Here is a 14093-nt window from a genome sequence, read left to right on the forward strand (position 1 = left end):
GTCAGTTTCCTCCTGTTAGGATATTCGTTTGAATTGACTGATGAAAAAACCGTCACTTCCATATAATTCCGGTGTAATTAAGATACAGCCGTCTTTTAGAATATCCTGTCTATTATGTTCTAGTTTTACCTGTTCAAAATTTGGATGAGCTGCCAAAAACTGCTCAACAACTTGAAAATTTTCTTGCGAAACAATCGTACAGGTACTGTAAGTTATTATACCACCTTTTCGCAAGCTTTGACAAACACTATCCAGTATCTCAAGCTGAATTTTTTGCAACGAGGCAAAATCTGCATTTTCTTTATTATATTTAATATCTGGTTTCCGTCGGATTAGACCAATTCCTGAACACGGCGCATCTACTAAAATTTTATCAAAGGCGTCTGCTCCAAAAGTTTCAAAAACCTTTCTCGCATCTAGCTTTTTCGTAATCACTTTATCTGCCACACCTAAGCGCTGTGCATTTTCTTTTATCAGAGCCAACTTATGCTCATAGAGATCTAATGCCGTGACCTGTCCTGTCGTTAAGTAAGAAGCAATGTGCATGGTTTTACCACCGGGTGCACTGCATGCGTCTAACACTTTTTCATCGCCGCGCAATTCAAGAGTTGGCGTGACCAATTGGCTAGACTCGTCTTGAATAGTAATAGCACCTTCCTCAAACAAGGCATGCCCTGCAAAATGACCGTGGCTTTTCACCAACGCACTCGGAGCTAATAGCGAATCTTCTACCTGCAACACTTGTTTTAATTTTTCTTTACGGCTTAAATCCACCACTCGAACACTGGCTTTATTCCGAAGAAATAAACTCTCGAAAATAGCTAGAGCTCGTTTTTCACCGTACTCTTCAATCAGCACTTTAACCAGCCAAACTGGCAAAGAATATTGAATAGAATAGCGTTTGTTTTTACGTTTAATACTGCCTATATCTGCTACACCGTCCCGCAATAATCCTCGCAGTACTGCATTGACGAACTTTTCGCTTCCCTTTTTTCGTGCCTTTGCCAACTCTACCGCTTCATTGACGACCGCATGCGCTGGAATTTTATCAAGATACTGTATTTGATACAAACTCATCAACAAAAGAATATAAAGCCAGGAATCCAACTTATCTCGATTTTCAATAACATGAGACAAATACCATTCTAAAGTGATTTTACGTGCAACGGTACCATATACGATTTCTGTTACAAGTCCTTTGTCTGCAGAACTTAAAGGCACTCCTAGCAAAGTCTGGTTGAGAGCAATATTAGAATAAGCTCCTTCTGAAAAAACTGCTTCTAAAACTGCAAGAGCCGTTTGCCGCGCTGTTTTTATTTTATTGACCAAAGAAATCACCTACTAATAATTGCCGTCCCAGACCATTCAGAAAATCAATGATAGTCATTTTGGGCTTTCCAGCTGGCTGTACTGTTTTCAGAGAAAGTGCGCCCTCACCAGCTGCTACAATCAATTCCTTTTTCCTGATAGCAAGAATTTCTCCCGGTTGACCAGCCCCTTCTACTGGAGTAGCTTTGTAAATTTTAAAACGTTCTCCATTTAAAAGCGTATGCGCTACTGGCCACGGATACATGCCTCGAATCTGATTAAAAAGTTGTCGATTGGTCTTGGTCCAATCAATTCTCTCCTCTTCTGGTAAAATATTTGGTGAAAAGGTAACTTGATTTTTGTCTTGCGGAACTGGTTTTAAATCTCCAGCTAGATAACTAGGCAAGCTCTCAAGTAGCAAATCGCGTCCGACCAACGCTAACTTTTCAAACATCGTCCCAACATTGTCTGTTTCCTCAATAGGAATCGCTCGACGCGCAATCATATCACCCGCATCCATCTCTTTGACCATTTCCATAATAGTCACACCGGCTTCTTTGTCACCGTTGATAATGGCGTAGTGAATGGGAGCTCCTCCGCGATATTTTGGTAACAACGACGCATGCACATTGACGGCAAAATTGACCGAATCTAGCAATTTGCTTGGTAAAAATTGACCGAAAGCTGCTGTGACGATACCATCAGCGTTTAAATTCATCAAACTATCTAATTCAGCACTTTTAGACAATTTCTCTGGCTGATAGATTGGTAAGCCATAGTCTAAAGCCAGTTCTTTAACAGGCGTCATGCGGATTTCTTTTTTACGTCCTACTGCGCGATCTGGCTGTGTAACTACTGCCAAAATCTCGTACTGTTTGCTTTCCAGCAATCCTTTAAGCACCGTTGCAGAAAAATTCGGCGTTCCCATAAAAATAATGTTTGTCATGGTTTCCTCATATTCTTTTTTACTATTATATCAGAAGAAAGCCTGCTTTTCTTTAAAAAAGCTAAAATAAGGCTACATAAAACTTTGTGGCTCGTGGTCTATACTTAAACGTAAGTCCTTATTGTCCTTTTCTTGTGTCCAATCCAAAATCTGATTTAAAACCTCTTGTAAATGCTCTTCAAAACGGTATTTAATAATCAATTGATAATGATAGAGATTGTGAGTGCGGGCAATCGGTTTGGGAGTTGGTCCTAATATCTGAACTTTGTCTGACAAGCCAGAACGTATCATATTTAAAACTTCGTATGACTTTTTGACGACCTCTGCTTCTATTTTATGAGACAAGGTAAGTCCCACCGTAAAATAATAAGGTGGATAGGCCAACTGCTTTCTAATACTCATTTCATAAGCATAAAAGCCCTCATAATCCTGATTTTTCGCAAAAGTAATCGCATAATGCTTCGGATTGTAACTTTGAATAATCACATGACCTTCCTTTTCAGCTCGTCCTGCACGCCCAGCAACCTGAGTTAAGAGTTGAAAGGTGCGCTCAGATGAACGAAAATCTGGCAAATTCAAAGCCGTATCCGCATTGAGCACTCCCACGAGAGTAACATTTGGAAAATCCAGCCCCTTTGCAATCATCTGGGTTCCCAGCAAAATATCTGCACGCCCTTCACCAAATTCTTTTAAGATTTGTTCGTGACTGCCCTTTTTCCGAGTAGTATCAACATCCATTCTCAAAATACGAGCTTGTGGAAAAGCTTCTGCTAATTCATCGGAGGCTTTTTGTGTCCCAGTCCCATAGTAACGAATGCTCCGACTGGAACAATTCGGACAAGTATGAGGAATCCCTTTTGAAAAACCACAATAGTGACAATTCATACTTTTCGTATCCATATGCAAGGTCAAGGAAATATCACAATTTGGACAGGTATCAACTGTCCCGCATTCACGACACATGACAAAACTAGAATAGCCACGTCGGTTTAACATCAAGACAACCTGCTCTTTTCTATCTATCTTATCTTGAATGGCTTCTAACAAAACAGGCGTGAAATTACTAGCTTCATTCTGTCCAATGTAATCACGAAAATCCACAATTTCCACTTCAGGAATCTGAGCTTGCGGATTGGCTCGCTTGGTCAATTGCAAAAAGTGATACACACCTTTACCAGCCCGCGCTCTGCTCTCTAAACTCGGCGTCGCCGATCCTAGCACTAGGACAGCTTGATTGTACTTCGCACGCAACAAAGCCACATCTCGTGCATGATAGCGTGGATTGGAGTCTTGCTTGTAACTCGCTTCATGCTCTTCATCAATGATAATTGCACCAATATTTTTTAACGGAGCAAAAATAGCAGAACGAGCACCAACAACCACTTGTGCTTCTCCCCGCTCAACTTTGCGCCATTCATCGTACCTTTCCCCATTTGAAAGGCCTGAGTGAAGAATGGCTACTTTCTTTCCAAAACGCGAAATGAAGCGGTTTGTAACTTGTGGTGTCAAGGAAATCTCAGGCACTAACATAATGGCTGTCTTGCCACGGCTGAGCGCCTCTTGAATGACCTGCAAATAAACCTCTGTCTTACCACTACCTGTCACTCCTTCTAGCAGAAATGGCTTACCACCCTGCCCAATCTGCTGCGTGATAGCTTGAACCGCAGCTTCCTGCTCTTCATTTAGCACCAATGCAGAATCTGTTGCAACATTTTCAAAATAAGCCTCAGAACGACTAACTTCTTTTTCGATGATTTGTACAGCCTCTTGCTCCACAAAATAATGAATGACCTCTCTTGAAAAATGCTCTTTCAAATCCGCCAAACGGTACATGTCAGTCTGACCTTGCAAAACGTCTCGCAAGGCTTGCTTTTTTTTCGCCCGTTGGGGAATGACTAGCTGCTCCAAAATTTCTTGATTAACTTGATACCATTTTTCTGTTTTAATATGCTTTTGATCTATCGCTTGGTATTCTACCTGAATCGCCCCTTGCCGTGTCAAACGCATTACCTTAGCTTGCAGCTCTTTATCAAGCGATGAGAAATGCTGCTGATCTGCATTGCCAAAAATGAGCAGTCGATCTTCTTTATTCAAAGAAGGTTGCGCATGAAGAATCTTATCATAGCTAGAATTCAAAAATCCCGGCAACATAGCTTTTAAAATTGAAATTTTGTAAGAAAAGACAGATTTTCTCAATTCTTCTGCCAACCACAGCTGCTCCTCATTTAAAACTGGCGTAAAGTCCAAAACCTCTGCAATCTCTTTCAATTCTGGTGTCGTTTCTTCTGTCAGCTCTACGACAATCCCCTGAATCAAGCGATTGGCTTTCCCAAAAGGCACATGCACACGCATACCAACTTCTAGCATAGTTGAAAATTCTTTCGGAACCGTATAACTGTAAGGTTTATCAGTCTGCATTAAAGGGACATCCACAATGACTTTTGCAAGTTGCACATTCTCACCACCTCTCACTTCTCATTAAAAGAAAAAATAAGATTGAGCTGACCCAACCTTAAATCTTTTCACCCTCTTCTTTTTCCTTCGCAATTTGTTCTTTGATTTTACGTTCTTCTTCTTCTCTGCGCAAGCGTTCTTCCTCAGCACGTCGACGAACTGCTTCTCGCTTGCCTTCAGGATCTGGGTGAATCCCGACATTGCCAGATTCGATTTCTTCTAAAGCACGAAGTGTCGATTTGACGGACTTAAACTCTTGAGTCGGAGCTGCTCCTTCTTCCAATTCATGAGCACGTTTTGCTTCAAGAATCACCAAGGAGTATTTTGAAGGCACCTTATCAAGCAAGGTGTCAATTGAAGGTTTTAACATCATAATCTTGTACCTAATTTCTAAATTCTTATCTTACTGAAAGTTGTTCTGACAACATATCTTGATAGTGACCTATAACACGTTCCACTCGGAAATGTTCAGCTTCAATGACGCGTTTGACGCGCTCAGCCGCTAACGGAACTTCATCATTGACAATCGCATAGTCATATTCGCGCATGAGAGCAATTTCTTCTCTTGCTTTGGCAATGCGTTTGGCGATTACTTCGGCACTATCTGTTCCACGTCCCACTAAGCGATCTTGCAATTCCGCCAAATCAGGTGGTGTCAAAAAGATAAAGACAGCATCTGGAACTTTTTTCTTCACCTGAAGCGCCCCTTGAACTTCAATCTCAAGGAAAACATCAATTCCTTTATCTAAGGTTTCATTCACATAGGTCAAAGGAGTTCCATAGTAGTTGCCAACATACTCTGCATATTCCAACATCTGACCTTGTCGAATCAACTCCTCAAACTCTTCTCGCGTACGGAAAAAATAGTCAATCCCGTCCACTTCACCGGGACGTTGAGCACGAGTTGTCATGGACACAGAGTATTGAAACTGATTGTCTGAGCTTTCAAAAATCTCACTTCGAACCGTTCCCTTCCCCACACCTGAGGGACCAGAAAAAACGATTAACAAGCCACGATCCGCCATCATATCTCCTTCATTGTCTTTCTATCTAGTGTAACAAAAAAGCAGTATTTTTTCAACTGCTTTTTAGCATAGGTAGATGCTTGTTTTCTGAGAAAACAATGCAAGTCACTCTTACTTGCCTAAAATTATACATTAGTTAGATAAACATTCATTCTTAGTAATGTCTATTTGGCATAATCCACAGCACGCATTTCCCGAATGACCGTTACTTTGATATTTCCTGGATATTCGAGGTTGTTTTCAATCTTTTCACGCACATCATGAGCCAAGATAGTAATCTTATCGTCTTTGATTTGACCAGGATTGACCATAATCCGAATCTCACGACCTGCTTGTAAAGCAAAACTATTTTTCACGCCCTCAAAGCTATTGGCAATTTCTTCCAAATCTTGCAGGCGCTTGATATAGCTTTCAAGGGATTCGCTACGAGCACCTGGACGAGCCGCACTAAGCGCATCGGCTGCTGCAACAATAACTGCAATCACACTTTCAGGTTCTACATCACCATGATGACTGGCAATTGTATTGACCACAATTGGATGTTCCTTATACTTACGAGCCAATTCTGTTCCAATTTCCACATGGCTACCTTCCACTTCACGGTCAATAGCCTTTCCAATATCGTGAAGGAAGCCTGCACGGCGAGCTAAGTTAGCATTTTCACCGAGTTCACTTGCAATGACACCAGACAACTTAGCAACTTCAACAGAATGACGCAATACATTTTGCCCATATGACGTACGGAATTGCAAGCGTCCCATAATCTTCATCAAATCCGGATGTAAGTTTGGTGCACCGATTTCATAAGCCGCTGCTTCACCATATTCACGAATCTTATGGTCAATTTCCAGACGATTCTTCTCTACTAATTCTTCAATGCGAGCTGGGTGGATACGACCGTCTTTCAGCAGGGCTTCCATTGTCATGCGTGCAATTTCACGTCGAATAGGATCAAAACCAGATAAAGTCACCACTTCTGGTGTGTCATCAATAATGACATCAATACCCGTTAAACTTTCAAAGGTTCGAATATTCCGACCTTCACGTCCAATAATGCGACCTTTCATCGTATCATCCGGCAGATGAACTGTTGAATTGGTTTGCTCCGCAACATAGTCACCTGCAATCCGTTGCATGGCTTGGACTAAAATATCCTTTGCCATTTTATCAGAACGTTCTTTGACTTCTTGCTCTGCTTCACGAATACGCGTCGCAATTTCCTTTGATAACTTATCCTCAGTCTGAGTGAGAATGATATCTCTGGCTTCAGTTTGTGAAAGTGAAGCAACACGCTCTAATTCTGCTTCTTTGTGCTGCTCCAACTCTGTCAGTTTGTTTTCACGCGCCTCAAGGTTTTTGTTTCTATCAGAAATACTTTGTTCTTTCTGCTCGAGTGTTTTTTCTTTGTTGGTCAAATTGTCATCTTTACGATCAAGACTTGTCGCACGTTCTGTCAAACGACTTTCCAATTGCTTCAATTCTTGACGATCAGATTTAAATTCTGCCTCAACTTCTTCTCGATATTTTCTGGCTTCTTCTTTTGCCTCTAACAGTGCTTCTTTTTTAAGGGATTTACTTTCGCGCTTCACTTCTTTTAATAACAAATCCGCTTCGCGCTCAGCTTGTCCACGTAAATTAGTTGCTTCTTGTTCAGCATTTAAAAGAGTAAGTTCCGCAGCTTCTTTCGCTGATTTCATGCGAGCTGTAATACTTACATATCCAATGACTAAACCAATGATGACGGCAAAAACACCTGCAAAAATCATTTCCATGTTTTTACCTCAAATTATTGATATTGAATTGTAAAATTCTTAATTATTTTATCATAAAAATCAATTTTTCACAAACTAAATTCTTATAAATACGTGACGGTTTTCACATTCTTTTTTGCGAATCCTTTTTCCTGACAGGCTTTGTTAAGCAGAAAATTTTTTCTTTGCTAGAGCAAAATATGGTATAATTTATTAAAAGTAAAAGGAGTTCTATTTATGGTCAAAGAAGTCATTGTTGAAAGTTTTGAGTTGGATCACACGATTGTCAAAGCCCCCTACGTACGCTTGATTGGCGAAGAGGTGGGACCTAAAGGGGACATCATTTCCAACTTTGATGTTCGTCTGGTACAGCCTAATGAAGATGCCATTCCGACCGCTGGACTTCATACGATTGAACATCTGCTAGCTAAGCTCATTCGTACTCACATTGATGGTATGATTGATTGCTCACCTTTTGGTTGTCGGACAGGATTTCACATGATTATGTGGGGTCAGCATAGCTCAACTGAAATTGCCAAAGTCATCAAGGCAGCTTTAGAGGAAATTGCTGAAATCACTACTTGGGAAGATGTCCCTGGTACGACTATTGAATCTTGTGGCAATTACAAAGATCACAGCCTCTTTTCCGCTAAAGAATGGTGCAAACTAATCCTAGAAAAAGGCATTTCTGATGATGCCTTCGAGCGTCATCTTGTGTAAATTAAAAAATGAGGTCGGGACAAAAGTTCCCAGCCTCATGCATTTTATAGTTTAGCTTGCAAGACGCAGTGGTTGGTTGGATATCCTTATTCCTAATCATACCGGTGATAGCGGCTATCCTAACCAACTGTGCGGAAAGTGGGACGACGAAATCACATTCTTCGAATGATTGATTTCTGTCCCACTCTCGTTTTTTTTATTGACGAATCAAATAATCAAATGCTCCCAAAGCTGCCGTCGCTCCTGAACCCATTGAAATAATGATTTGTTTATAAGCGCTATCTGTACAATCACCTGCTGCAAAAATTCCTGGCACATTTGTTGCACCATGTTTGTCAACAATAATTTCACCACGTTCATTAAGAGCAACTGAACTATCTTTGAGCCAGTCTGTATTTGGTAAAAGACCAATTTGAACAAAGACACCGCTGAGTTCAATTTTATGTTCTTCATTATTCGCACGATCGAGATAAGTAATGGCTTCAACTTGATCGGAACCATGAATTTCTTTTGTAGCTACATTGGTTAGAACTGTCACGTTTTTAAGTTGCTGTACCCTGTCTTGCAATACTTGATCGGCTTTCAAAGTTGGTAGAAATTCTAACACATAAACATGCTCTGCCAGACCAGCTAAGTCAATTGCTGCTTCAATTCCAGAATTTCCTCCACCGATAACAGCCACTTTTTTACCTGTAAAAATAGGACCATCGCAATGTGGACAATTAGTTACACCTTTGGTTCGGAATTCTTCTTCACCAGGAACATTAACATTTCGCCAGCGAGCACCAACAGAAAGAACTGCTGTTTTCGCTTTCAGAACAGCTCCATTTTCAAGCTCCACTTCAATCAAATCCTTTTTCTCAATGTTCTTCACACGTTGATTCTTCATGATATCAATTGGATATTTCTTGGCATGTTCTTCTACCTGCGCCATCAGCTTAGGTCCTTCTGTATAAGGCGTACCAATCATATTTTCGATACCGACAGTCTCCATAACTTGTCCACCGAAAGTTTCAACGACCATACCTGTACGAATTCCCTTACGAGCAGCATAAATAGCTGCGCTGCTTCCTGCAGGTCCGCCCCCAACAACCAACACATCAAATGGTTCTTTTTTGTCAAATTCTTCACTTGAAGCAGGTCCAGAAATCTTGTCGAGCAGTTGCTCAATGGTCATACGACCATTTGCAAATTCTTCACCATTTAGAAAAACCGTTGGGACAGCCATGATCTTTTTGTCTTCAACTTCTTGTCTAAACATGCCCCCTTCAACCATTGTGTGGCTGATAGTTGGATTCAGCACAGCCATTGTATTCAGTGCTTGAACAACGTCTGGACAATTATGACAGGTTAAGCTGACATAAGTTTCAAAATGAAGCGGCTGCTTAATAGCTTGAATTCGTTTTATAACAGCATCTTCTACTTTTGGTGCGCGACCAGAGACTTGCAGCAAAGCCAGCACAAAAGATGTAAATTCATGCCCTAAGGGAAGTCCTGCAAACTGCACACGACCTGCTTGACCAACTTGTGTCACAGTAAAACTTGGTTTACGGTTAGTTTCTGTATTTTCTAGTGATAAGCGAGGAGACATCGCTACAATTTCATCTAGAAAAGCCCGAACCTGATCAGAACGCTCATCTTGACCTAAAGAAGCTTGAAATACAACATCAGATTCTAGAAGCTCCAAATACTGCTTCAGTTGCGCTTTAATTGTTTCATCTAAAGCCATATAAGCCTCCTTAAATTTTACCAACTAAATCAAGACTTGGAGTCAGCGTTTCAATTCCTTCTTTCCACTTAGCTGGACACACTTCACCTGGATGGCTACGTACATATTGTGCAGCATGGATTTTGTCAATCAAGACAGACGCATCACGACCAATACCATCTGCATTGATTTCAAGCGCTTGAACAACACCATCTGGATCGATGATAAAGGTACCACGTTGAGACAGCCCGCTTTCATCTAACACGTCAAAACCAAGTGAAATAGTGTGAGATGGATCTCCAATCATAATGTACTCAAGTTTTCCAATGGCATCTGAATAATCATGCCAAGCTTTATGTGTAAAATGCGTATCTGTTGAAACAGAATAAACTTCCACACCTAGTTCTTTAAGAGCTGCATACTGCTCTTGCAAATCCTCCAACTCAGTCGGACAAACAAATGAAAAATCAGCAGGATAGAAGCAAACGACGCTCCAATGACCTTTTAAATCTTCACTAGAAACTGTGATAAATTTCCCGTTTCCAGCGTGATAAGCATCTGCTGTAAACTCGACAATTTCCTTACCAATAAGTGACATAAGATTACCTCCAAAATTAGTTTTATAATAAAATAAAAATCTTATAAGCCCATTATAGCCTATAAGATTTTTAGTGTCTAATATCTTGCTTGAAAACGTTTCCTAATAATCCAAAGCATCTGCGTAACCCGCGCCATTTCCTACAAAATAACCCGTTTTACAGTTAATACTAAAGAGGTAGGTTCCGTCCGTTCTAAATAAATTGTAATAACCATTTCCGTTGATAATATTCACACGTTCAAGAATATAATTATCTCCTGTGAAATAGCCACGTTCCCGTGAGGTTGCTAAGATTTTTTCTAACACACCAGGATTGAAATTCCAAGCTGGATTATTACTGTCGTTAATTTTAGTTTGGTCGTATGGTACTCGACTTAAATGACGCTGTAAATTCGTGCCTGACGCTGGTGCTGCTGGAGCAGTTGTTTGCGCTGGTACAGAAGCTGGTTGTTCTGCTACAGGTGCTTGAGCGGAGCTTTGTGACGGTGCAGCGGCAGCCTCAGATTGAGGAGCAGAGGTTTGTTGACTCTTTCCTAAGCTAATCGCAGATTTCAACACCTTATCCAAGTCCGTATTTCCAGTTGTGACATCTGTAAATTTGGCATCACTTTTAATCTTCGCCTTTGTATCTAAAACACCGTCTGTAATAGCTGCTGAGGTGAACTGTGCATTCACATTTTGAACAGCCTCAACTTGTTTGACCAAGCTATCGTATTTTGCTTTGGCAACATTGTACTCGTTGGTGTTTTTTAATTTTTCTAGTGCTGCTTTTAGTTTGTTTAAGTTTCCGAAACTGCTGTTTTTCAAAGCCAATTTATTGGCATCTGTAAAGAATGAATCATAAAGGCTGTTGAAAGCTTTCAAATTCTTATTTTCAGAGCTAGAAGTAGTAGAAGATTTACTGGTTTGGCTCGTTGAATTTGTAGCTGGCTTTGCTTGCTTTCTATTCAACGACAGATAAACAGTCCCACCGATTAGAGCCAGTAAAGCAACACTCGCTGCAGAATAGAGGACTTTCTTATTTTTATAAAATGGAACTTTCTCCGTTTCCATTTCTTCATCTAACGCTGTAAAAGTCGGATAGCTTTCCGTTGACTCAGTTGAACTCACAGGAATATCATCCATTTCAGGCTGAATTGGTTCCATTATTTTTGTCTCAGCCTCTAACTCCTCTGGAGTTTGTGTACTGTTTTCTTCCGAAGTTTCTTGCGGTTCTGCTTCGCTGGCTGCAAGTGCAGCTACTGTTTCATCAAAGGCAGACTCCTCAGACGCTACCTCTGCAGATTCTAGGGGGGCTTCCTCTTGAACCTCATCGTGCATCTCCTGGATAAATTCTGCTAAGTCTAACTGGCTCAGTTGTTCTTGATCTTCTGCTTCAGACATTTCTTCTGCAGATTGAGCCGAAAATTTCCCAGCTTCAATTTCTTGACGGTGCTGTTTAATGTATTTATCCAGCACATTATCCTCTTCCGTCACTCCTGCTTCAAGTTCTTCGCTTTTTCGAGCAGCTTGACCAACTGTCATTTCTTTAGCTGTTTCAAAATCAAGAATTGATTCTTTTTCTTCTTGTTCTGGCAAATGTTTTTCGTCTTTACTCACGGCAAATCCTTTCTAATCTATCTGACGTTTGATTCTCTGACCAAAATATTGGTACAAATCAACTTTTAAAGTCCCGTTATAGAGTTTTCGTTTTTTATCGGCTTGACTGCCAAATTTTGCTTCAAACGCTTCATCACTCGTCAAGATAAACTTGCTCCACGTTTTTAGTGGTGCAAAAGTCTGCCCCATTTCTTGATAAAGCTTGGTTACAGAATCATCATCCAGCAATCTCTCTCCATAAGGGGGATTGGAAACAATGACACCATTTATCTTGTCGGTATGCAAATCCTGCAAGCGCATTTGCTTGAAAAGAATCTGCTCAGAAACACCTGCTTCTTCGGCATTTCGTTTAGCAATCTCCACCATTCGTGCATCAATATCAGATCCTAAAATATCAAGCTGAATATCTTGCTTGATTTGCTCTAAAGCTCTAGCGCGAACATGCCTAATCAAGTCTGAATCAACCCAATTCCACTCTTCAAACGCAAAATGGCGATGAAGCCCCGGTGCCATATTCATGCCAATCATAGCTGCCTCAATACAGAAAGTTCCTGAACCACATGTCGGATCAATCAAGGGCTTATCTGGATACCAATTGGATAAGAGCAGAATCGCAGCCGCCATATTTTCTTTAATCGGTGCGCCACCTTTTTCAGCCCGATAGCCACGTTTAAAGAGACTAGAGCCTGTCGTATCGATTAAAACAGTTGCCACGTCTTTCAAAATAGAAACTTCAATCTTGAACTCAGCTCCATTTTCCATTAGGGGAACACCCTCTGGTCGAGCATAGTGCTTTTGCAACTTTTTGACTACTGCTTTTTTAGAAATAGCTTGCACACTTGGTTCATTGTGAAGTTTTGATTTGACACATTTTGCCTTGGCAATTGGAAATTTTGCTCCAAGCGGTAAATAGTTTTCCCAATCCAAAGCAAAAACACTCTGGAATAATTCCTCAAAGGTCTTAGCCGGAAAACTGCCAACAACAATCTTAATGCGGTCTGCTGCACGCAACCAGAGATTAGTTTCAATAATGGTTTCAACAGTTCCGTCAAAACGCACGCGACCATTTTCCACTTGACATTCTAAGCCAAGATTTCTGATTTCACGACCAACCACAGCCTCTAAACCAGCCGCAGCAGTCGCAATCAACTTAAATTTTGTTTTCATTCGTCCTCTCAAAATAAAAGCTAGCATAATACGCTAGCTAAACCTATATGCAACTTTCTATAAGCCATGTTTTGTTCCAGAAATAACTAGGTATCATTTCCTTCGATAATCATCTGTCTACTGTTTCCAGTCAGAATGCTGCGTTCGTTTCCACGCATTCCGTGCCCCGACCAAAGTTTGGGTTGCTAGCTTGAGGGGTTTACCGCGTTCCACTTCTTGTGTTTCCACAAAAACTACGTCACTGTGGCACTTTCAGGACTATTCCAGCATATCCAGAGACGTAGCTGTTTCGTCCGCCGTAACGATTTCTCGTCCCTAGGCTTATTGTTTCACCTAGCACAAACACTACGGGCATCACAGCCCGTGCTAGCATGGACTTTCCTCATGAAAAGACGACTCTTCACGCGATTATCCAAAAATTGCACATTACTTATTAAATTTCGTTATTTAAGATTTGCTTGCCGAATACTTCTTTTTCCAAACGATTTAAGCGTTTTAAAATATCAAAATTTGTCAGCGTAGCAGATGCCACTTGAGGGGTTTCCATGATAGATTGCGTCAAAGGTGAAGTTGCCGCCTCATTTGACTTTTTAGCGAGTTCTGCTTTCAAACGAGCATTTTCTTCACGCAGTTCCTTTACCAAAGCAGCATACGTTTCGTAATCTTTAATGACATTATCTAAAAATTCGTCCACTTCAACCTTGCTATATCCACGGACGCCAACTTTAAAATCTTGATCAAAAATATCTTTCGGTGTGTAAATAATACTAGCCATTTCTCTCTCCATTCTCGTTCATTACTTTAATTATATAAAAAA

Annotated in this window: 12 protein-coding genes and 1 other RNA gene; 1 reads left to right on the plus strand and 12 read right to left on the minus strand. The window is 40.7% G+C overall.

All coding sequences use genetic code 11. The annotated features are described in order from the left end of the window. Positions 1-15: 15 nt before the first annotated feature. The 6 genes from rsmB to EL079_RS05465 form a co-directional block, all read right to left on the minus strand. Positions 16-1329, minus strand: a complete 1314-nt coding sequence (gene rsmB / locus EL079_RS05440; RefSeq protein WP_003031466.1) for a 16S rRNA (cytosine(967)-C(5))-methyltransferase RsmB — start codon at positions 1327-1329, stop codon at positions 16-18. Further along, complete coding sequence (gene fmt, locus EL079_RS05445) at positions 1319-2254, minus strand: methionyl-tRNA formyltransferase (protein WP_003031468.1); 936 nt, start codon at positions 2252-2254, stop codon at positions 1319-1321. The genes rsmB and fmt overlap by 11 nt, the downstream gene beginning before the upstream one ends. A 72-nt stretch (positions 2255-2326) precedes the next feature. Next, a complete protein-coding gene (locus EL079_RS05450; protein ID WP_003031465.1) occupies positions 2327-4708 on the minus strand; it encodes a primosomal protein N' in 2382 nt (793 codons plus the stop codon). Positions 4709-4766: 58 nt separating this feature from the next. Then, positions 4767-5081, minus strand: coding sequence for a DNA-directed RNA polymerase subunit omega (gene rpoZ / locus EL079_RS05455; RefSeq protein ID WP_003031464.1), 315 nt, complete (start codon positions 5079-5081; stop codon positions 4767-4769). A gap of 25 nt (positions 5082-5106) precedes the next feature. Further along, a complete protein-coding gene (gene gmk / locus EL079_RS05460) occupies positions 5107-5733 on the minus strand; it encodes a guanylate kinase (RefSeq protein ID WP_003031469.1) in 627 nt (208 codons plus the stop codon). A 164-nt stretch (positions 5734-5897) separates the two neighbouring features. Beyond that, positions 5898-7505 (minus strand): ribonuclease Y, encoded by a 1608-nt coding sequence (locus EL079_RS05465; RefSeq protein WP_003031459.1) that lies wholly within the window; start codon positions 7503-7505, stop codon positions 5898-5900. 216 nt (positions 7506-7721) lie between these two features. Here EL079_RS05465 and EL079_RS05470 point away from each other — a divergent pair, with 216 nt between their 5' ends. Next, positions 7722-8204 carry an S-ribosylhomocysteine lyase gene (locus EL079_RS05470; protein WP_003031074.1) on the plus strand — a complete coding sequence of 161 codons (483 nt, stop codon included), beginning with the start codon at positions 7722-7724 and terminating at the stop codon, positions 8202-8204. A 196-nt stretch (positions 8205-8400) separates the two neighbouring features. Here EL079_RS05470 and ahpF read toward each other — a convergent pair whose 3' ends face one another. From ahpF to gpsB, 6 genes are all read right to left on the minus strand, one after another. Beyond that, a complete protein-coding gene (ahpF, locus tag EL079_RS05480; RefSeq protein ID WP_003031114.1) occupies positions 8401-9933 on the minus strand; it encodes an alkyl hydroperoxide reductase subunit F in 1533 nt (510 codons plus the stop codon). Between the two features lie 10 nt (positions 9934-9943). Then, complete coding sequence (ahpC, locus tag EL079_RS05485; protein WP_003031092.1) at positions 9944-10510, minus strand: alkyl hydroperoxide reductase subunit C; 567 nt, start codon at positions 10508-10510, stop codon at positions 9944-9946. Positions 10511-10612: 102 nt separating this feature from the next. Beyond that, the gene (locus tag EL079_RS05490; protein ID WP_003031110.1) at positions 10613-12109 is read right to left on the minus strand and encodes a cell division site-positioning protein MapZ family protein; all 1497 of its coding nucleotides are present in this window, start codon (positions 12107-12109) and stop codon (positions 10613-10615) included. Positions 12110-12121: 12 nt separating this feature from the next. After that, entirely contained in the window at positions 12122-13276 is a 1155-nt protein-coding gene (locus tag EL079_RS05495) for a THUMP domain-containing class I SAM-dependent RNA methyltransferase (RefSeq protein WP_018543638.1), read from the minus strand. A 55-nt stretch (positions 13277-13331) separates the two neighbouring features. Beyond that, positions 13332-13696, minus strand: an RNA gene (gene rnpB / locus EL079_RS05500) — RNase P RNA component class B. Positions 13697-13709: 13 nt separating this feature from the next. Continuing rightward, positions 13710-14051, minus strand: a complete 342-nt coding sequence (gene gpsB / locus EL079_RS05505; protein ID WP_003025843.1) for a cell division regulator GpsB — start codon at positions 14049-14051, stop codon at positions 13710-13712. Positions 14052-14093 lie beyond the last annotated feature (42 nt).

Origin of the sequence: Streptococcus anginosus (assembly GCF_900636475.1) — a bacterium.
GTDB lineage: Bacteria > Bacillota > Bacilli > Lactobacillales > Streptococcaceae > Streptococcus > Streptococcus anginosus.

Excerpts from the sequence above, each read along its gene's own strand:
- ahpF (WP_003031114.1), bottom strand. The coding sequence starts at position 9,933 with ATGGCTTTAGATGAAACAATTAAAGCGCAACTGAAGCAGTATTTGGAG.
- gmk (WP_003031469.1), bottom strand. The coding sequence starts at position 5,733 with ATGGCGGATCGTGGCTTGTTAATCGTTTTTTCTGGTCCCTCAGGTGTG.
- gpsB (WP_003025843.1), bottom strand. The coding sequence starts at position 14,051 with ATGGCTAGTATTATTTACACACCGAAAGATATTTTTGATCAAGATTTT.
- EL079_RS05495 (WP_018543638.1), bottom strand. The coding sequence starts at position 13,276 with ATGAAAACAAAATTTAAGTTGATTGCGACTGCTGCGGCTGGTTTAGAG.
- EL079_RS05465 (WP_003031459.1), bottom strand. The coding sequence starts at position 7,505 with ATGGAAATGATTTTTGCAGGTGTTTTTGCCGTCATCATTGGTTTAGTC.
- fmt (WP_003031468.1), bottom strand. The coding sequence starts at position 2,254 with ATGACAAACATTATTTTTATGGGAACGCCGAATTTTTCTGCAACGGTG.
- ahpC (WP_003031092.1), bottom strand. The coding sequence starts at position 10,510 with ATGTCACTTATTGGTAAGGAAATTGTCGAGTTTACAGCAGATGCTTAT.
- EL079_RS05470 (WP_003031074.1), top strand. The coding sequence starts at position 7,722 with ATGGTCAAAGAAGTCATTGTTGAAAGTTTTGAGTTGGATCACACGATT.
- rpoZ (WP_003031464.1), bottom strand. The coding sequence starts at position 5,081 with ATGATGTTAAAACCTTCAATTGACACCTTGCTTGATAAGGTGCCTTCA.